This is a genomic window from uncultured Pseudosulfitobacter sp. (genome assembly GCF_963976325.1).
In the GTDB taxonomy this organism is placed as follows: domain Bacteria; phylum Pseudomonadota; class Alphaproteobacteria; order Rhodobacterales; family Rhodobacteraceae; genus Pseudosulfitobacter.
In genome coordinates, this window is sequence record NZ_CAXBJW010000002.1 from 179,016 (window position 1) to 196,086 (window position 17,071).

The following is a 17,071-nucleotide window of genomic DNA, read 5'->3' on the forward strand; positions in this document are numbered from 1 at the left end:
TGACAAGAAATACGGGTGGGTGCAACACCTGCGTGGCCCGGTGGCCGGTTCACAGGACGGGCCGCGTGCATTGCACCTCAGTCGTTTTTGAACCGCGCGCCCAGATCCTTGGCGTCCCCCGCCGCCGCCAGCCGCAATTCGCGGATCAGGCGCAGGGTGGGTTTGGTGGCAAACAGCACCGATCCGGCGATGAACAGCCATGTGCCGGGGGTCTGCCACGCCTCGGACAGGAACATGATCGACCCGATCAGGAACAGCCCCGCCGCGGCAAAGTCGATCAGCGTATAGACGATCTCAAACGCCGCATACCGGCGCAGGTCGTCTTCGCTATAGGTGTGCTGGTCGGGTCTGAAAAGCATGTGAACCGCCCTTGCGTTTATGAGTTAGCGCGACAAACCACCATGCAACGTCGGCACATCCAACGACGCAAACCCGTAATGCCGCAGCCAGCGCAGATCGCTATCAAAGAACGCCCGCAAATCGGGGATGCCGTATTTCAGCATGGCGATCCGGTCGATCCCCATGCCAAAGGCAAAGCCCTGCCATTCGTTCGGGTCGATCCCGCCCGCTTGCAGAACCTTGGGGTGCACCATGCCGCTGCCCAGCACCTCCAGCCAGTCGTCGCCTTCGCCCACTTTGACGGTGCCGTTTTCCCACGAACACTGAATGTCCACTTCGGCCGACGGTTCGGTGAAGGGGAAGTGTGACGCGCGGAAGCGGGTCTTGATCGTGTCGACCTCGAAGAAGGCGGCAAAGAATTCTTCCAGCACCCATTTCAGGTTGGCCATCGAGATGTCCTTGTCGATCGCCAGACCTTCGATCTGGTGGAACATCGGCGTGTGGGTCTGGTCGTAATCGGCACGGTACACGCCGCCGGGGCAGATGATGCGCAGCGGCGCGCCCTGTGCCTCCATCGTGCGGATCTGCACGGGGCTGGTGTGGGTGCGCAGCACGTTGGGCGCGCGGTCGTCACCGTCGGCGCGGTGCATATAGAACGTGTCCATCTCGGCCCGTGCGGGGTGGTGGCCGGGGATGTTCAGCGCGTCGAAGTTGTACCAATCGGTGTCGATGCGCGGCCCTTCGGCGCTGGCAAAGCCCATCTCGCCAAAGATGGCGGTGACTTCCTCGGTGACCTGGCTGATCGGGTGGATCGTGCCCACGCGACGACCACGCCCCGGCAGCGACACGTCCAGCCATTCGGACCGCAGCCGTTCGTCCAGTGCAGCATCGCCAAGGGCGGCTTTCTTCGCCGCCAGCGCGCTGTTGATCTCGTCCTTGAGCGCATTCAGCGCGGGGCCGGCAACCTGCCGTTCCTCGGGGGTCATCTTGCCCAGTTCACGCATTTTCAGCGCGACTTCGCCCTTTTTGCCCACGGCCGAAACGCGAATGTCTTCCAGCGTGGATTCATCGGCAGCATTGGCAATCTGTCCGAGATATTTTTGCTTGAGATCGTCCATCGTCAACCGTCCTGTCATATGTCGCAGACGTGCTAGCAGAAACGCGGCTGATTACAAGGGAGGCAAGGCCCTCAGGCGGGTGGCAACAGCCACGCACGCAGCCATGGGGCCAACCGTGCGGGCATATCGACATCGCTGTGCAAAGCGCAGAAATGCAGCGCGATCACCTGAATGAAAAATGCCCCGACACCTTCGGCCAGCATCGCCACCGGCACATCGCGGCGCACGGGCGCATCTTTCAGCCACCCCTCCAGCACCGTCTGGAACCGGCCAAAGGTTTCGGCAATCGGGCCGATTTCTTCGGCCAGGGCCGCGCCGGAATGGCGCAGGATCACGTCGAACACATAGCGTTCGCAGGTCATCAACGCCATCAACGGGGCAAGCGCCTGCACAATCTCGTCAACATCGCTCGGGGTCGGCTGCTCTTCAATCGTGTCGAGGGCCGTGTTGATCCGCGCGCCGATCAGTTGCGCCATCAGCGCGTCCTTGTCGGTGAAGTGGGCAAAAAACGTTCCCTTGGCGACACCTGCAATGGCGACCACCTGATCGACGCGCAAGGCTTCGAACCCCTGCGCTGCAATCACCTGTTCTGCCGCCGCCAAAAGGCGAGCACGGGTTTTCAGTGTGCGTTGTTGAACGGGCTGTTTCATCCTGATGTGTTTGCCACGTTTGCTGACCGTGGTCAAATTTGATATTGACCACGGTCACTTTTGACTTTACCGATTTTGACCATAGTCAATTTAATGAGACCCAACCCATGCCAAAACGTATTTTCATCCTGAACGGACACCCCGCCGAAACCTCGCTGAACCGCGCATTGGCCGAAGCCTATGCCGCCGCCGCGCGCACGGCGGGCCATGACGTGCGTCTGACCCATCTGCGCGACATGGATTTTGATCCTGACTATGGCTTTAACGGCTATGCCTACTCCAAACCGCTGGAACCGGATCTGGAAACGCTGCTTGCGGACATCGAATGGGCGCAGCATGTGGTGATCACGACCCCGATGTGGTGGGGCGGCCTGCCCGCCAAGCTGAAGGGCATGTTCGACCGTGCGCTGCTGCCGGGGCGCAGTTTTGACACGCGCAACCCCAAGATCACGGGAATGCCCCGCCCCATGCTTCTGGGGCGCACGGCGCGGCTGGTCATTACATCGGACACACCACGATGGTTTCTGTCGCTGTCATTCCATGGCGCGATGATCCGGCAACTGCGCGACCATATTCTGAAATTCGTGGGCATCACCCCCACCCGCGTCAGCTATTTCGGCGGCGCCAGCCATCCCAAAACAGGTCGCACAGACACCTGGCTGAACACGGTACGCGGCCTGGGCACTGCGGGGACCTGACCCTGCAAACGCAAAAGGCCCCGCCATTTGGCAGGGCCTTTCAAATCTGTTCAACCGTCAAAGGTTACGCGGTCAGCGCGCCTTTGGCTTGGTCGACGATGGCTGCGAAGGCCGCCGGTTCGTTCACGGCCAGATCGGCCAGAACCTTACGGTCAACTTCGATGCCTGCCAGGTTCAGACCATTGATGAACCGGCTGTATGTCAGCGATTCGTCATGGGCGCGAACGCCGGCGTTGATGCGCTGGATCCACAGGGCGCGGAAGTTGCGCTTGCGGTTTTTCCGGTCGCGTGTTGCGTACTGGTTCGCCTTGTCGACGGCCTGCGTTGCAACTTTGAATACTGCCTTGCGACGTCCGTAATAGCCTTTGGCGGCTTTGACGATCTTACGGTGACGTGCGTGGGTGACTGTTCCGCCTTTGGTGCGTGACATTGTTCAGGCTCCTTCTTATCGGTCGTAGGGCATAAAGCCCTTGATGATCTTGGCATCGGGCGCCGACAATGCTGTCGTACCGCGTGCGTTGCGAATGAATTTTTTGGTCCGCTTGATCATGCCGTGCTGCTTACCAGCCTGGCCGCCGATGACTTTGCCTGTGGCACTCACCTTAAAGCGCTTTTTGGCGCTCGACTTGGTCTTCATCTTGGGCATTTCCGTCTCCTTCTTGAGTTCGGTAGACGCGCGACTCGGCATGCCACTGTGGGCCGGACGCGCAGAACGAGATGTGCATATAGGAGGCATCGCCCCATGAGGCAAGCGCTATTTCGCGCCGCGCCGCATCGACAGGTTCAGGGCATGAACCGCGCGACGACGACGACAAACGCATGGGGCACATCGCTGATCTGGTAACCGCCGGGATGGGTCTGGATCGCAAAGATGATCAACAGACCCGCAATCAGGATCGTCAACGCCGACGCGCGTGGTGCGCGCCCGTCGGTCATGGCCGACAGAATCGACGGAATCGACATCAGGCCGATGATGACCCCCAGGACCAACGCCAGGTCCGAATCCAGATATTTCGACAGCTTATCCATGCACCGATGACGCTATTCCGGATCGGTGCTGAAAATCAAACGTTCATCGCACGGGGCCACCCGCAGAATATTGGTGGTTCCCGGCACGTTGAAAGGCACACCGGCGGTCACGACGATCTGGTCGTTCTCGTCGGCAAACCCTTCGGACCGCGCCGCCTTGGCCGCGCCGACGACCGCCATCTTGAACCGGTCCATCGCCTCGGTGATCACACAGTTGCACCCCCAGCTTAGCGCCAGACGCCGCGCGGTGCCCACCAGCGGGGTCAACGCGATGATCGGCACGCGGGGCCGTTCGCGGGCGGTCAACAGGGCGGTGGTGCCGCTTTGGGTGAAACAGCAGATCGCCTTGATATCCGTCGTTTCGGCAATCTCGCGGGCGGCAGCGACAATACCGTCAGCCACGCTGTTGCGCTTGGCGTCGCGGCTGCTTTCGATGATCTGGGTATAGGTCGGGTCACGCTCGACCTCGGTGGCGACATTGTCCATGGTGCGCACCGCCTCGACCGGATAGCTGCCTGCGGCGCTTTCCGCGCTTAGCATAACGGCATCCGCGCCTTCATAGATCGCGGTGGCCACGTCCGACACTTCGGCGCGGGTCGGCATCGGGCTTTCGATCATGCTTTCCAGCATCTGCGTGGCCACGATCACCGGCTTGGCCGCACTGCGGCACTTGCGCACCAGTCGTTTCTGGATCGGCGGCACATTCTGCACCGGCAGCTCCACACCCAGATCGCCACGGGCGACCATAATGCCATCGCTGACGGCCAGAATTTCGGCAAACCGTTCGACCGCGCTGGGTTTTTCGATCTTGGACAGGATCGCGGCACGGCCCTTGGCCAGCCCCCGCGCCTCTTCCACGTCGCCCGCCCGCTGCACAAAACTCAGCGCCAGCCAATCGACACCCAATTCGCAGACAAACTCAAGATCGGCGCGGTCCTTGTCGCTTAGCGCGGCCAGCGGCAGCTCTACATCCGGCACGTTCACGCCCTTGCGGTTGGAAATCACACCGCCCGCAATCACCGTGCAATTGGCAAAATCCGCGCCGCAATCTTCGACCTTCAGGCGGATCTTTCCGTCATTGACCAGCAACGACGCGCCCGGTTTCAGCGCCGCGAAAATCTCGGGGTGGGGCAGGCACACGCGGGCGGCGTCGCCCTCGGCCTTGTCCAGATCCAGACGGAACGACGCACCTTCTTCCAGCATCTCGCTGTCGCCCGCAAACACGCCGACGCGCAGCTTGGGTCCCTGAAGATCGGCCAGAATGGCGATGGTGCTGCCAAGGTCCTGCTCGACCTGACGGATGATCTTGTGCTTGATCGCAATCTCGTCGTGGCTGCCGTGGCTCATGTTCAGACGGAACACGTCTGCCCCGGCCTCGTGCAGCGCGCGGATCATGTCGTAGGTATCAGAGGCTGGCCCAAGTGTGGCGACAATCTTTACGTTCCGATTACGTCTCATTTAGCGCTAACCTTCTCTCTCAGGGCGTTCGTGCGGCAACCGCACGCTATTTCAAACCGTTATCACCCAGTTTGCGCGCAATAACAACTGACCTGCACCTAGAACCAAAGAATGACGACCTGATGAACGCCGCTGCAACAAAATGACAGCGCACCTGCGCACCATTTGCCCAAGGCCCGCTTGCGCTGGACCTTGAAGCCGCCCACAACAAGGCCAATCTTGAAGCTGAACACTTGCACAAAGGACCCCGCCCCATGGACGCACAAACACAAATCGAACTGGAAGCCGCCGCCTTTCGCCGCTTGCAGCAACACCTGATGCAAGACCGCACCGACGTGCAAAACATCGACATGATGAACCTGGCCGGTTTCTGCCGCAACTGCCTGTCGCGCTGGTATCAAGAGGCCGCAAACGAACGCGGCATCGACATGACCAAGGACGAAGGCCGCGAGGCATTCTACGGGATGACCATGGACGAATGGAAAGCGAACCATCAAACCGACGCCTCCAGCACCCAACAGTCGGATTTCAAACAGGCCTTTGCCCAGAACGTCACCGACAAAAGCTGATGCATCTTCCGTCACGGCGGACTGCACCATCGTGACTGGACAAGCGCGCACCGCCAAGACACCCTTCCCGCACGTCAGGGGAGGACACCAATGACCCAATCAAGCCGTTACCACGTGGGGACCCGCGCCGATGCGCCGCCCGCGCCCAGCCAATACACCCCCAGCCCGTTCAAAAAAGGCCGCCCGCCCGAACCGCTGCATTTCGAGGTGAACCTTGTGGCCGAAGCCACCGGCCGCCAGAAGAAAACCGGCACGGTACAGGTGAACATTCCGGGGTTTTCCCCGCTGCGCCTGTATTGTGATGAGCAGACGCCCGTGGGCGACGACACCGCGCCGCCGCCGCTGGCCTATTTCTGTGCCGGCATCGGCTTTTGCCTGATGACGCACCTGACGGACATCTACACCGCCCGCAAAATCGACATCACGTCACTGCGTCTGGAACAGCGCGTGCGGTTCAAGACCAACCTCAGCACAATGCGCGACATGGGCCACACCACCGAAGGCGAAACCGAGATGGTCGAAACCCATGTGTTGATCGACAGCCCCGAACCGCAAGAGCGCATTCAGGAACTGCTGGACGAGGCCGAAGGCGCCTGCATGGCACATTTTGCCCTGCGCAACCCGATCCCGTGGTCGACCCGTCTGGTCCACAACGGCACCGAAACCATCAACCGCAAGGGCTGACTCATGATCTTCTACGATTGCTCCACCGCCCCCAGCCCGCGCCGCGCGCGGATGTTTCTGGCAGAAAAGGGGCTGACCCCCGAAACCCACGACATCTCGATCGCCAAGGGCGAACAGTTGGGCGCGGCCTTTCGCGCGGTGAACCCGCGCGCGACGCTGCCTGTGCTGATCACCGACGCGGGCACCACATTGACGGAAAATCTGGCCATCGCGATGTATCTTGAGGACACGCACCCCGAACCGCCCCTGATCGGCACCACGCCGGACGAGCGTGCGAACATCCTGCAATGGAATGCCATCTGCGAAAGCCAGGGGGCGATGGCCGTCGCCGAAGTGTTGCGCAATTCCAACCCGCACATGAAAGACCGCGCCATTCCCGGGCCTGCGAACTTTGAACAGATCCCGCAACTGGCGGAGCGCGGGCGCGCGCGGGTGACGCTGTTCAAACAGATGCTGGACCAGCATTTGGGCACCAGCGCCTATCTGGCCGGAGACGCGTTCACCTTTGCCGACATCTCGGCCTTTGTGTTCAGCGACTTTGCCCGTGTGATCAAGATGGGCGTGACGGACGAAACCCCGAACCTGCTGCGGTGGTACGCGGCCATCAAGGCACGCCCCAGCGCCCAGATCTAGGCCGGTGCGCCACAACAGGCGGCAGATCGCCCGATTGGCGGCGATCTGCCCCTAAATTCCTGCCTGCCGACCTTCTATTGTGCGGAAATCACGGGTATATCCAAACAGACCCCTTTAACGCCAACCGAAAGCCCAGCCCTTGGACTTCACCAGCCTCGCACGCGAATTCGTCACTTTGTTCGTGGTCATCGACCCCGTCGGCACCATTCCGGTGTTTCTGTATGCCGCTGCCCGCGCGCCGCGGCACCTGCACCGCCGGATTGCCCTGCGCGCCACGCTGATCGCGGGGCTTGTGCTGCTGGCCTTTCTGGTCGGTGGCCAGTTTCTGCTGGAAGGTCTGGGCCTGCGCTTCGGGTCGTTCCAGATCGCGGGCGGGATCGTGCTGTTCCTGTTCGCCCTGTCGATGATCTTTGGCGATTCCAAATCCGACAACGAGATTTCCGCCGCAGGGCGGGATCCGATGGCCGGCGCGGTGTTTCCACTGGCGATGCCCTCCATCGCATCGCCCGGCGCGATGCTGGCCATCGTGGTGCTGACCGACAACCACAGCCAGACCGTGACCGAACAGCTTATCACCGCCGGGGTGCTGGTGCTGGTGCTGGGCATCACGCTGGCGCTGCTGCTGGCCGCCACCGTCATCCACAAGCTGATCGGCAACACCGGCGCCAGCGTCATCAGCCGCGTGATGGGCATCATCCTGGCCACCATCGCTGTGGATTCCATCATGGGCGGACTGGACGCGCTGGGTGTGCTCAGCCTTGAGCCGCCCGAAGCCATATCGGCGCCGGCAGACTGACACCCCCGCGCCCTTGGCCGGCCGACCCTTCGGGGAGGATTTTTTGAACCTGAGAAGCGCAGCGGACTGCCTTCATCTTGCCAGGTAAACTCTCCCCGAAGGGTCGCATAGCGGCAGGCGCTAAAGCCGCGACTTAGATCGCGACCTTGCGGCTTTCTTCCAGATAGATCTCGCGCAGGCGGGGTGCCACCGAACCCGGTTTGCCGTCACCGATTTGCGCGCCGTCGATCTCGACCACCGGCATGACAAAGGTGCTGGCCGAGGTGATGAACGCCTCGTCCGCGTCCTGCGCTTCTTCGATGGTAAAGTTGCGCTCTTCCACGGTCATCTGCGCCTCTTCGGCAAAGCGCAGCACGGCGGCGCGGGTGATGCCGTGCAGGATGTCGTTGGTCTTGGGACGGGTGATGATCTTGCCGTCCTTGACGATATAGGCGTTGTTGCTGGTGCCCTCGGTCACGAAACCGTCCTGCACCATCCACGCGTCATCGACGCCTGCCGCCTTGGCCATCATCTTGCCCATCGACGGATACAGCAACTGCACCGTCTTGATGTCGCGGCGGCCCCAGCGGATGTCTTCGATGCTGATCACCTTGATGCCCTTTTGCGCCACCGGATTGGCGGCAAGGCCCGGCTTGTTCTGGGTGAACAGAACCACAGTGCACGGCACGGTTTCGGGATCAGGGAAGGCAAAGTCGCGGTCATCGGGCGCGCCACGGGTGATTTGCAGATAGATCATGCCCTCGTTGATGTCATTCAGACGCACCAATTCGCGGTGGACTTCCAGCAGGTCGTCCTTGGTGATCGGGTTCTTCATGTCCAGCTCGTCCAGCGAGCGTTGCAGACGCACCGCGTGGCCGTCAAAGTCGATCAGCTTGCCGTCCAGCACGCTGGTCACCTCATAGACACCGTCGGCCATCAGAAAGCCGCGATCAAAGATCGACACTTTCGCTTCGGTCTCGGGCAGGTAGTCGCCGTTCACATAAACAGTACGCATGTGCATCATCCCCATAGTTTCGCACTGGGGGGATGCACCCCAGCGGCGTCAAAGATCAAAGGTTCGTCGCGGTCTTCGGCCAACAGAAGCGGCCCGTCAAGGTCTACAACCTCGGCCCCTTGCGCCACCAGCGTCGCGGGCGCCATCGCCAGCGACGATCCGACCATGCAGCCAACCATCACGCGGTAACCTTGCGCCAGCGCTTCGTCGCGCAGCGCCAGCGCCTCGGTCAGGCCGCCGGTCTTGTCCAGCTTGATGTTGACCACGTCGTATTTGCCTTTCAGATGCGGCAACGACGCGCGGTCATGGCAGCTTTCATCGGCGCAGACCGGCACGGGGCGGTCCATGCCGATCAGCGCGTCATCCTCGCCCGCGGGCAACGGCTGTTCGACCAGTTGCACACCCAGACGCACCAGATGCGGCGCCAGATCGGCGTAAACCTCAGCGGACCAGCCTTCGTTGGCGTCCACGATGATCCGCGCCTCGGGCGCACCCGCGCGCACGGCCTCAAGCCGGGGCATATCGTCGGGCGTGCCCAGCTTGATCTTCAGCAGCGGACGAAAGGCGTTCTTGGCCGCCTGCGCCTGCATCGCCTCGGGGCTGTCCAGCGACAGGGTATAGGCGGTGATTTCGGGGCCGGGCTTGACCAGACCGGCCAGCTCCCACACCCGCTTGCCCGCGCGTTTCGCTTCCAGATCCCACAGCGCACAGTCAACGGCGTTGCGCGCCGCACCGGCCGGCAGCAGATCATACAGACCCATCCGCGAAATATCCGCAGGCAGCCCGTTGATCTGATCCGTCACGCTGTCCAGCGTTTCGCCATAGCGGGCATAGGGCACACATTCGCCCACGCCCGTCACGTCTCCATCCGTCACCCGAACCGTCAGCACCTGCGCCTCGGTCCGGGACCCGCGCGCAATGGTAAAAACTTGTGCCAACTGGAACACATCCCGCGTCACATCAATGCGCATACATCACCTTTATCTTGCCAGAAAAACTCCCGCCGGAGGCATCCGCCCCCGGCAACAGGCGCAGCTTACAAAGCTGCAATCGCATCCGCCAGCCGTTCGGCCCCGTGGCGGAACGGGTCAACCGCAGGCATGCCGTATTCGGCCTCAAGCTCGGCCAGATAGGCGCGGGCCTCGTCGTCGCCCATGTGTTGTGTGTTCACCGAAATGCCCACGACCTTGCAATCCGCATTTGCCACTTTCGCCAGCGCCAGAGCCAGCTCGCTGACCTGACCGATGCTGGGCGGCGTATAGCTGGGCAGGCCGCGCATGTGTTTGCGGGTCGGCTCGTGGCAGATGATCAGCGCGTCGGGCTGGCCGCCGTGGATCAGCGCCAGCGTCACGCCGGAATAGCTGACGTGGAACAGGCTGCCCTGCCCTTCGATGATGTCCCAATGGTCGGCATCGTTGTCAGGCGTCAGGTATTCGATCGACCCGGCCATAAAGTCGGCCACGACCGCGTCCAGCGGCACACCTTCGCCGGTGATCAAAATGCCGGTCTGGCCGGTGGCGCGGAATGTGCTTTTCACGCCCTTGGCGCGCAGGGCCTCGTCCAGCGCCAGCGCTGTGTACATCTTGCCAACCGAACAGTCGGTGCCGACGGCCAGCACGCGCTTGCCGGTGCGCTTTTCGCCGTTGGCGATGGGGTAATCGACAGAGGCCACGCGCACGTCGTGCATTTCGCGGCCGTATTTGGCGGCGGCGGCGACCAGTTCGGGTTCGTCTTCCAGCAGGTTGTGCAGGCCGCTGGCCAGATCATAGCCCGCCTCAAGCGCGGCCAGCAGCACTTCTTTCCAGGCCTTGGAAATGATGCCGCCCCGGTTCGCCACGCCGATGACCAATGTCTTGGCGCCCGCGTCCAGACCCTCTTGCAACGTCATATCGGTCAGCTTCAGGTCCGCCCCGCAGCCGTCCATACGGTATTGGCCGACCGCATTGTCGGGGCGCCAATCCTTGATGCCTTGGGCCACTTTGGCGGCCAGTTGGTCGGGAGCGTCGCCCAGGAAAAGCAAATAGGGTGTCTTGATCATTGTGGCAGTCCTTTTGGTCATGCGTGTCCTCGGCTTGCGCCGCTTTGCCCTGATATTGAGCGAATTCTGGCACAAGTTGGTTCGAAACCCAGCGCACGACACGCACAATCAGCATATTTCTTCGAAAGACTGCTGATATTTTCGAAGAATCGCCCACCAAGCCGCCGCAGCGCGACGCCTGGAATTGCTGCGCCTGCAAAATCAACCTTGCGGAACGCAGCGCAATTTAATACCTGCTAGACCCAATGATGACGCAATAATATTACCTCGAAAGGTCCGCAGATGAGCTTCCGCCTTCAGCCCACGCCCCCCGCACGCCCGAACCGCTGCCAGCTTTTCGGTCCCGGCTCGAACACCAAGCTGTTCGCCAAAATGGCCGCCTCCGAAGCCGACGTGATCAACATGGATCTCGAAGACAGCGTCGCCCCGTCGGACAAGGACACCGCGCGCGCCAATATCATTCAGGCGATTTCCGAACACGACTGGGGCAACAAGACCCTGTCGGTGCGCATCAACGGTCTGGACACGCCCTATTGGTATCGTGACGTCGTCGATCTGCTGGAGCAGTCAGGCGAGCGTCTGGACCAGATCATGATCCCCAAGGTGGGCTGCGCCGCCGACATCTATGCGGTTGATGCGCTGGTCACCGCGATTGAAACCGCCAAGGGGCGCACGAAGAAAATCAATTTCGAGGTCATCATCGAATCTGCCGCTGGCATCGCCCACGTGGAAGAAATCGCCGCATCTTCGCCGCGTCTGGTCGCGATGAGCCTGGGCGCCGCCGACTTTGCCGCGTCGATGGGGATGCAGACCACAGGCATCGGTGGAACACAGGAAAACTATTACATGCTGCGCGACGGGGCCAAGCATTGGTCCGATCCGTGGCACTGGGCCCAAGCCGCCATCGTCGCCGCCTGCCGCACGCACGGCGTGTTGCCGGTCGATGGTCCCTTTGGCGACTTTTCGGATGATGACGGCTTCCGCGCGCAGGCGCTGCGGTCGGCGACGCTGGGCATGGTCGGCAAATGGGCGATCCACCCCAAGCAGATCGCGCTGGCCAACGAAGTGTTCACCCCCTCGGAAGAGGCCGTTGCCGAAGCCCGCGAGATTCTGGCCGCGATGGAACAGGCCAAGGCCAACGGCGAGGGTGCCACCGTCTACAAGGGCCGTCTGGTCGACATCGCGTCGATCAAACAGGCCGAGGTCGTCGTCAAACAATACGAGATGATCACCGGCTGACGCGCTCGTGACTGGATGTGCGGGGCACTTTCGTGCCTCAATGGGGCCTCCACATACCGTGAGAGGCCCCATGCGTTTTCTGATTGCCCTGCTGATGCTGTCCCTGCCCGCCTTTGCCGAGGTCGCGGACATCACCGCGCGCGACGGCTGGGCCGTGGTGCCCACCGGCAAACCCTATGACCAACTGGTTGCGGATGTGAAAACAGCCGCCAAAGCGCACCAGATGGGCATTGTCACCGAAGCCGGGCCCACGGGTGCCGCCGCCACACGCGGCATCACCATTCCCGGCAACCGCGTCATCGGATTGTTCAACAATGCGCTGGCGGTCCAAATCCTGAACATCGACACCCACGCGATGATCGAAGCGCCGATTCGTGTCTATGTCACCGAGAATGCGGACGGCACGGCCACGCTTAGCTACAAACTGCCCTCGGCGATCTATGCGCCCTACAGCAGCGACCTGACCCCTGTTGCAACAGAACTGGACGCGACATTTGCCGCCATCGCAGCGCAAGCCGCCAACTGATCGCCGTTACGCCCGTTCATCCTTGGGCGATCCCATGACGACGTAAGACGTGATCGCGTTGACCTGCGGCAAGGCCCCCAGCATGTCGGTGTGAAACGCCTTGTAGCTTTGCAAATCAGCGCATTCGACACGCAGCATGTATTCGATGGTTCCGGTTGTGTTATGACATTCACGCACCTCGGGTGCGCGGGCGATGGCACGCTCGAACGCCTCTTGCGCGGCTTTGGTGTGATCGCGCAGCCCGACACCGACATAAGCCACGAAACCGGCCCCCAACGCTGCGCGGTCCAGCACAGCGCGATACCCTTTGATCAACCCGCTGCGCTCCATGTCCTGCACCCGCCGCAAACAGGCCGACGGGGACATCCCCACCCGCTCGGCCAGTTCCAGATTGCTGATCCGACCATTGCGGCCCAGCTCTTGCAATATTCGTTCGTTTATTTGATCCAGCTTCGCCATATATTGCAAAACTCCTTGCCCCAGCACCAAGTTTGCAATTTCAAACCGCCAATTCAACGTCATTCATTGCGCATGACACTTGATATTCTCCTTGCCCTTGCGGCCTTTGCCTTTGTCAGTTCGATCACGCCGGGGCCGAACAACCTGATGCTGATGGCATCGGGCGCGAACTTTGGCTTTCTGCGCACGGTCCCGCATATGCTGGGGGTCGGGCTTGGGTTCGTCTTTATGGTCCTGGTGGTGGGGGCTGGGCTCGCGCAGGTGTTCAACGCCTATCCTGTCAGCTACACGGCGCTCAAAGTCATCTCGATCCTCTATCTGACGTATCTGGCATGGAAAATCGCCACCGCCGCGCCGATCAAACGCGGCGATGCCGTGGGCACGCCAATGACATTCCTGCAAGCCGCCGCCTTCCAGTGGGTCAACCCAAAGGCCTGGGCGATGGCCCTGACGGCTATATCGGCCTATACGCCCGACACCACGGTTGCAGGCATCGCGCTGGTTGCCGTGGTGTTTGGCGCCATCAACCTGCCATCGGTCAGCCTGTGGACAATCATGGGCCAGCAAATGGCGCGGGTGCTGACAAACCCGACGCGGCTGGCTGTCTTTAACTGGACAATGGCTGCGCTGTTGATCGCCTCGCTTTACCCGGTGCTGTTTCCCTAAGATTGCATTTGCCGCCCACCAACGCCATATATCGACCAAAGTCGAAGCGGAGCGAGCAGATGACCCAGTATATGGATTTCGAAAAGCCACTGGCTGAAATCGAAGGCAAAGCCGAAGAACTGCGTGCCATGGCCCGCAACAACCCCGAAACGGACACCAGCGCCGAGGCGACCGCGCTGGACGCCAAGGGCAAGGCGATGATGCAGGACCTGTATTCGTCGCTGACACCCTGGCGCAAATGTCTGGTGGCACGGCACCCCGAACGCCCCCATTGCATCGACTATGTGAAACGTCTGTTCTCCGATTACACCCCGCTGGCGGGCGACCGGAACTTTGCCGACGATCACGCCGTGATGGGCGGGCTGGCGCGCTTCAACGACACGCCGGTGATGGTGATCGGCCATGAAAAGGGCAACGACACCAAATCGCGGATCGAACGCAACTTTGGCATGGCCCGCCCCGAAGGCTATCGCAAGGCGATTCGCCTGATGGACCTTGCCGGCCGCTTTGGCCTGCCGGTGATCACGCTGGTGGACACACCCGGCGCCTATCCCGGCAAAGGCGCCGAAGAACGCGGCCAGTCCGAAGCGATTGCACGCGCCACCGAGAAATCCTTGCAGATCGGCACGCCGGTCGTGTCCGTGGTGATCGGCGAGGGCGGATCTGGCGGTGCCGTGGCCTTTGCCACCGCGAACCGCGTTGCGATGCTGGAACATGCCGTTTATTCGGTCATCAGTCCCGAGGGCTGCGCGTCGATCCTGTGGAAAGACGCCGAGAAAATGCGCGAAGCGGCCGAGGCCTTGCGCCTGACGGCGCAGGACCTCAAGCAACTGGGCGTGATCGACAAGATCATCCCCGAGCCGATGGGCGGCGCGCACCGCCACGCAAACGATGCAATTGATGCGGTGGGCAAGGCGATTTCCGAGATGCTGAAAGACCTCAAGGGCATGGATGCCAAGGCACTGATCCAGGACCGCCGTCGCAAGTTTCTGGATTTGGGCAACAAGGGGCTGGCTGCATAAGCCGCCAGTCTCGACAGAGGCGCGCGGGCCTGTTCAGCGCGCCAGCATCCGCAGACCTTGGGTCACGTCGGTGCGCACGGCCAGCCGCAAACCCGGCTCGTCCCCGGCCCGCAAGGCCGCGATAATCAGCTTGTGGTAATGCGGCGGCTCGGTCCGGCGCAACCGCCCGTACAGCGCCCGCATCGTCGGCCCCATCTGCAACCAGACGGTTTCGGCCATGGCCAGCATGGCGGGGGCTTGTGCGCGCAAATACAACGTCCGGTGAAATTCCAGGTTGGTGCGGATATAGCTGACCGCATCGCGGTGGGCCACGGCCTCGGACACCGCGCCATTGATGGTCTGCAACCGCTCGATCAGCGCCATATGCGCGCGCGGCAAGGCGCGGCTGGCCAGCTCAACCTCGATCAACGCCCGCAACGCCGCCAGCTCCTCGATCCGTTCCGCAGACAGTTCGGGCGTGCCCATACGCCCCGATGACGACATGGTCAGCGCCCCTTCGGCCACCAGACGGCGCACCGCCTCGCGCACGGGGGTCATGCTGACCTCATAGTCCCTGGCGACCCCGCGCAGGGTCAGCGCCTGACCGGGGGGAATATCGCCATGCATGATGCGCGTGCGCAACTGACGATACACCCGATCATGGGCGGCTGGGGTGACTTCGGTGGCGCGTGCGGGTGTGGTCATATCGCCTTGTGATCACAAATTCGGCAACGGTCAATCGCCAAAGCGATACCGGTGATAGTCCGACCCGTGCCGCCGCAACCAGCTTCGTGCGGTGTCATAGGGGCCGTGAATGCGCGTCACCGTGTCCCAAAAAGCCTGCGAATGGTTCATCTGTTCCAGATGCGCCACCTCGTGCGCTGTAACATACTCCAGCACCGCCTGCGGCATCAGCACCAGCCGCCACGAATACATCAACCTCCCGCGCGACGAACACGACCCCCACCGCGACCGGGTATCGCGGATGCTGATCCGCTGGTATGGCCGCCCCAATCGTTCGGCATACAGATCAGACGCCGCAGCCAGTCGCGCGCGCGCCAGCGCCTTCAGATGCGCCTGCAACCGTGCGGCGACCTGTTCGGGCGCACCGGGCACTGCAATCGTCTGATCGCCCACAACCACCCGTCGCCCGGCCCCCGGCACCACCCGCAACGCTTGTCCGCCCAGCGGCACCTCGGCCCCGTGCCCGACATCAATATTGTCCAGCCGCGCCTGAAGGTGTCCGCGTATCCAATCTTCCTTGGACCGGGCAAAGGCCATCGCCTCGCGCTCGGCCACCCCCTTGGGCAAGGTCAGCGTGACGCGACCGTCCAAAGCAGACACCCGCAGCGAAATCCGCCGCGCCCGCGCAGACCGGCGCAAAACCACCTCGACGGGCGGTCCTTCTTGCAACAGATGCATCGCCATCCTATCTGCTCCTTTACCCACTTATCACGTAGGCTTTGACTCCGGGCACACCATATGGCACTTGCCCTGAATCGCCTAGATGCAACAGAGATTTCAAAGGGGACATCATGCCCAAGGAAGAATGGGGTACGAAACGCCTTTGCCCGACCACCGGCAAGCGGTTTTACGACCTGAACAAGAACCCGATCGTCAGCCCCTATACGGGTGAAGTGGTCGAACTGGACGCCAGCAAATCCCGCATGATCGCCGCAGATGCGGAAGACGCGGTAACAGCCAAGGCGAAAGCCGCGGACAACGACGACGATGACGTCGTATTGGACGATGACGACAGCGATGTTGATGTCGACCTGGACGATGATCTGCTGGAAGACGATGACGACGACGATACCGTTCCGCTGGACGAAATCGCCGATGTGGCGTCGGATGACGACGATACATAAAGCTTTCGGCAGGCGTGATCTTTTCGCTTGATCCCGCCTGCCAAACCGCCTAATCAGCGGCGCACGGACCCAACAGGGTCACAAAGGATGGGGCATTAGCTCAGCTGGGAGAGCGCCTGCATGGCATGCAGGAGGTCAGCGGTTCGATCCCGCTATGCTCCACCATCCCCTCTCACCGTTCGAGAGGTTTTCCAGCACATTCCCAGCCTTTCGGCATCAACTGGTGGTCGTCCTTTGGACCTACCCCGCTAGATACAGCGATTTGGCCCCGCATGATCCGCTCTGTCGGTATCAAAAAACACACCT

23 protein-coding genes and 1 tRNA gene are annotated in these 17,071 nt (G+C 61.8%); 11 read left to right on the top strand and 13 right to left on the bottom strand.

The annotated features are described in order from the left end of the window. Positions 1-77: 77 nt before the first annotated feature. The 3 genes from AAC077_RS08020 to AAC077_RS08030 form a co-directional block, all read right to left on the bottom strand. Positions 78-359, bottom strand: coding sequence for a YrhK family protein (locus tag AAC077_RS08020; protein WP_339768330.1), 282 nt, complete (start codon positions 357-359; stop codon positions 78-80). A gap of 24 nt (positions 360-383) precedes the next feature. Next, on the bottom strand, positions 384-1,457 hold the full coding sequence (pheS, locus tag AAC077_RS08025) for a phenylalanine--tRNA ligase subunit alpha (RefSeq protein WP_339768332.1): 1,074 nt from the start codon (positions 1,455-1,457) through the stop codon (positions 384-386). 71 nt (positions 1,458-1,528) lie between these two features. Next, positions 1,529-2,107: a TetR/AcrR family transcriptional regulator gene (locus AAC077_RS08030; protein WP_339768334.1), complete on the bottom strand. Its 579-nt coding sequence runs from the start codon at positions 2,105-2,107 to the stop codon at positions 1,529-1,531. 107 nt (positions 2,108-2,214) lie between these two features. Here AAC077_RS08030 and AAC077_RS08035 point away from each other — a divergent pair, with 107 nt between their 5' ends. Further along, complete coding sequence (locus AAC077_RS08035; protein ID WP_339768336.1) at positions 2,215-2,805, top strand: NAD(P)H-dependent oxidoreductase; 591 nt, start codon at positions 2,215-2,217, stop codon at positions 2,803-2,805. A 64-nt stretch (positions 2,806-2,869) separates the two neighbouring features. Here AAC077_RS08035 and rplT read toward each other — a convergent pair whose 3' ends face one another. From rplT to pyk, 4 genes are all read right to left on the bottom strand, one after another. Next, positions 2,870-3,235, bottom strand: a complete 366-nt coding sequence (gene rplT, locus AAC077_RS08040; protein ID WP_339768338.1) for a 50S ribosomal protein L20 — start codon at positions 3,233-3,235, stop codon at positions 2,870-2,872. Positions 3,236-3,250: 15 nt separating this feature from the next. Then, positions 3,251-3,451, bottom strand: a complete 201-nt coding sequence (gene rpmI, locus AAC077_RS08045) for a 50S ribosomal protein L35 (RefSeq protein WP_259998915.1) — start codon at positions 3,449-3,451, stop codon at positions 3,251-3,253. Positions 3,452-3,588: 137 nt separating this feature from the next. Then, positions 3,589-3,834: a hypothetical protein gene (locus AAC077_RS08050; protein WP_339768342.1), complete on the bottom strand. Its 246-nt coding sequence runs from the start codon at positions 3,832-3,834 to the stop codon at positions 3,589-3,591. Positions 3,835-3,846: 12 nt separating this feature from the next. Further along, a complete protein-coding gene (gene pyk / locus AAC077_RS08055; RefSeq protein ID WP_339768344.1) occupies positions 3,847-5,292 on the bottom strand; it encodes a pyruvate kinase in 1,446 nt (481 codons plus the stop codon). A 254-nt stretch (positions 5,293-5,546) separates the two neighbouring features. On the opposite strand from pyk, the gene AAC077_RS08060 reads away from it, so the two are divergent. The 4 genes from AAC077_RS08060 to AAC077_RS08075 all read left to right on the top strand — a co-directional run bounded on the left by AAC077_RS08060 (position 5,547) and on the right by AAC077_RS08075 (position 7,974). Further along, a complete protein-coding gene (locus AAC077_RS08060; RefSeq protein WP_339768346.1) occupies positions 5,547-5,861 on the top strand; it encodes a DUF1244 domain-containing protein in 315 nt (104 codons plus the stop codon). Positions 5,862-5,951: 90 nt separating this feature from the next. Beyond that, positions 5,952-6,545 (top strand): OsmC family protein, encoded by a 594-nt coding sequence (locus AAC077_RS08065; RefSeq protein ID WP_339768348.1) that lies wholly within the window; start codon positions 5,952-5,954, stop codon positions 6,543-6,545. 3 nt (positions 6,546-6,548) lie between these two features. Continuing rightward, positions 6,549-7,178 (top strand): glutathione S-transferase family protein, encoded by a 630-nt coding sequence (locus AAC077_RS08070; RefSeq protein ID WP_339768350.1) that lies wholly within the window; start codon positions 6,549-6,551, stop codon positions 7,176-7,178. A gap of 139 nt (positions 7,179-7,317) precedes the next feature. Further along, positions 7,318-7,974: a MarC family protein gene (locus AAC077_RS08075; RefSeq protein ID WP_339768352.1), complete on the top strand. Its 657-nt coding sequence runs from the start codon at positions 7,318-7,320 to the stop codon at positions 7,972-7,974. A 133-nt stretch (positions 7,975-8,107) separates the two neighbouring features. Here AAC077_RS08075 and AAC077_RS08080 read toward each other — a convergent pair whose 3' ends face one another. The 3 genes from AAC077_RS08080 to dgcN form a co-directional block, all read right to left on the bottom strand. Then, positions 8,108-8,968, bottom strand: coding sequence for a D-amino-acid transaminase (locus tag AAC077_RS08080; protein WP_339768354.1), 861 nt, complete (start codon positions 8,966-8,968; stop codon positions 8,108-8,110). A gap of 5 nt (positions 8,969-8,973) precedes the next feature. Further along, the gene (dgcA, locus tag AAC077_RS08085; protein ID WP_339768356.1) at positions 8,974-9,939 is read right to left on the bottom strand and encodes an N-acetyl-D-Glu racemase DgcA; all 966 of its coding nucleotides are present in this window, start codon (positions 9,937-9,939) and stop codon (positions 8,974-8,976) included. Between the two features lie 65 nt (positions 9,940-10,004). Further along, positions 10,005-11,006, bottom strand: a complete 1,002-nt coding sequence (gene dgcN / locus AAC077_RS08090; RefSeq protein ID WP_339768358.1) for an N-acetyltransferase DgcN — start codon at positions 11,004-11,006, stop codon at positions 10,005-10,007. A gap of 282 nt (positions 11,007-11,288) precedes the next feature. Between dgcN and AAC077_RS08095 the strand changes: the two genes are divergently transcribed. Continuing rightward, positions 11,289-12,245 (top strand): L-malyl-CoA/beta-methylmalyl-CoA lyase, encoded by a 957-nt coding sequence (locus AAC077_RS08095; RefSeq protein ID WP_339768360.1) that lies wholly within the window; start codon positions 11,289-11,291, stop codon positions 12,243-12,245. A 70-nt stretch (positions 12,246-12,315) separates the two neighbouring features. After that, the gene (locus AAC077_RS08100; protein ID WP_339768361.1) at positions 12,316-12,771 is read left to right on the top strand and encodes a DUF302 domain-containing protein; all 456 of its coding nucleotides are present in this window, start codon (positions 12,316-12,318) and stop codon (positions 12,769-12,771) included. A gap of 6 nt (positions 12,772-12,777) precedes the next feature. Here AAC077_RS08100 and AAC077_RS08105 read toward each other — a convergent pair whose 3' ends face one another. Continuing rightward, positions 12,778-13,230: an Lrp/AsnC family transcriptional regulator gene (locus AAC077_RS08105; protein ID WP_339768362.1), complete on the bottom strand. Its 453-nt coding sequence runs from the start codon at positions 13,228-13,230 to the stop codon at positions 12,778-12,780. 72 nt (positions 13,231-13,302) lie between these two features. Between AAC077_RS08105 and AAC077_RS08110 the strand changes: the two genes are divergently transcribed. Next, entirely contained in the window at positions 13,303-13,896 is a 594-nt protein-coding gene (locus AAC077_RS08110; protein ID WP_339768364.1) for a LysE family translocator, read from the top strand. Between the two features lie 59 nt (positions 13,897-13,955). Beyond that, positions 13,956-14,918: an acetyl-CoA carboxylase carboxyltransferase subunit alpha gene (locus AAC077_RS08115; RefSeq protein WP_339768366.1), complete on the top strand. Its 963-nt coding sequence runs from the start codon at positions 13,956-13,958 to the stop codon at positions 14,916-14,918. Between the two features lie 33 nt (positions 14,919-14,951). Here AAC077_RS08115 and AAC077_RS08120 read toward each other — a convergent pair whose 3' ends face one another. Both AAC077_RS08120 and AAC077_RS08125 read right to left on the bottom strand, forming a co-directional pair. Further along, the gene (locus AAC077_RS08120; protein ID WP_339768368.1) at positions 14,952-15,602 is read right to left on the bottom strand and encodes a GntR family transcriptional regulator; all 651 of its coding nucleotides are present in this window, start codon (positions 15,600-15,602) and stop codon (positions 14,952-14,954) included. Between the two features lie 30 nt (positions 15,603-15,632). Then, positions 15,633-16,325, bottom strand: a complete 693-nt coding sequence (locus AAC077_RS08125) for a SprT family zinc-dependent metalloprotease (protein WP_339768370.1) — start codon at positions 16,323-16,325, stop codon at positions 15,633-15,635. A gap of 107 nt (positions 16,326-16,432) precedes the next feature. Between AAC077_RS08125 and AAC077_RS08130 the strand changes: the two genes are divergently transcribed. Further along, positions 16,433-16,765 (top strand): TIGR02300 family protein, encoded by a 333-nt coding sequence (locus tag AAC077_RS08130; protein ID WP_339768372.1) that lies wholly within the window; start codon positions 16,433-16,435, stop codon positions 16,763-16,765. 89 nt (positions 16,766-16,854) lie between these two features. Beyond that, positions 16,855-16,930: transfer RNA gene (locus tag AAC077_RS08135), tRNA-Ala, on the top strand. Positions 16,931-17,071: the final 141 nt, after the last annotated feature.